We start from the raw sequence: 1,022 nt of genomic DNA, 5'->3' as shown, positions 1-1,022 counted from the left end.
GCCGACCAGGTACGCGCCGCCGCCGACCTGGCGCCGCTGGCGGACGAGAAGGAAGTGCAGTCCGAGCTCCTCCAGGCGCAGCTCGAGGTCGCCACCCCGGTGTGCGAGGAGCTGGAGGAGGTCGGCGGGCACCTGCTGCGCCTGCGCCTCGCGCTCGCGGCCGCCGCCGAGAGCGTCGGCTGCCGCCTCGCCGCCTGCGCCACGGCGCCCGCCAGGACCCTCGCGCCGGTGCCCGTCACCGACGAGCCCCGCTACCGCGCCATCTACGCCCAGGCCCCGCAGCTCGTGGACGAGCAGCTCATCAACGGGATGCACGTCCACGTGGCCGTGCCCTCGCCGGAGGTGGGCGTGGCCGTCCTGAACCGCATCCGGCTCTGGCTGCCCCTCCTCAGCGCGATGTCGGCGAACTCGCCCCTGTGGGACGGGCAGGACACCGGCTTCGCGAGCTGGCGCACGGTCGTCTTCGGCCGCTGGCCCGTCAGCGGCCCGCCGCCCCGCTTCGCGGACCTGGCGGACTTCGAGGACCGCGTCCGCGGGCTGCTGGCCTCCGGCGTGATCCAGGACATCGGCCAGCTCTACTGGCAGGCCCGCCCCTCCCGCCGCTACCCGACCGTCGAGGTGCGCTGCCCGGACGTGCAACTGCGCGCCGACGAGGCGGTCATGCTCGCCGGGATCGTCCGCGGCCTGGTCAGCACCGCCGTCACCGACATCAAGAACGGCACCGAGGAGCCCGACTGCCTGCCGGAGCTCCTGCAGGCGGCCCACTGGCAGGCCGCCCGGCACGGCCTGAGCGGCTCCCTCCTCGACCCGGCCGGGAGGCGCCTGAGCGCCGGTGACGCGGTGGCCCGGCTCATGGACCACATCGAGCCCGCGCTGGAGGCGGCCGGAGACCTCCGCCAGGTCACCGCCCTCGTCCACCGGCTGCTGCGCCAGGGCACCCCCGCCGACCGGCAGCGCCAGGCCTTCGCCGAGGGCGGCGTGGCGGCGGTCACCGCCCTCGTCACCGGCGAGACGGCGGCGCC

Annotated in this window: 1 protein-coding gene; it reads left to right on the top strand. The window is 76.2% G+C overall.

All coding sequences use genetic code 11. From position 1 onward, the window contains the following. Nucleotides 1-1,022: glutamate--cysteine ligase (locus QK440_RS41170; RefSeq protein WP_282798386.1), on the top strand; the 1,022-nt coding region annotated here is incomplete at both ends.

It is taken from the genome of Streptomyces sp. CC224B, from assembly GCF_030010595.1.
Taxonomy (GTDB): domain Bacteria; phylum Actinomycetota; class Actinomycetes; order Streptomycetales; family Streptomycetaceae; genus Streptomyces; species Streptomyces longispororuber.
This window is presented reverse-complemented; position numbering and strand designations above follow the sequence as displayed.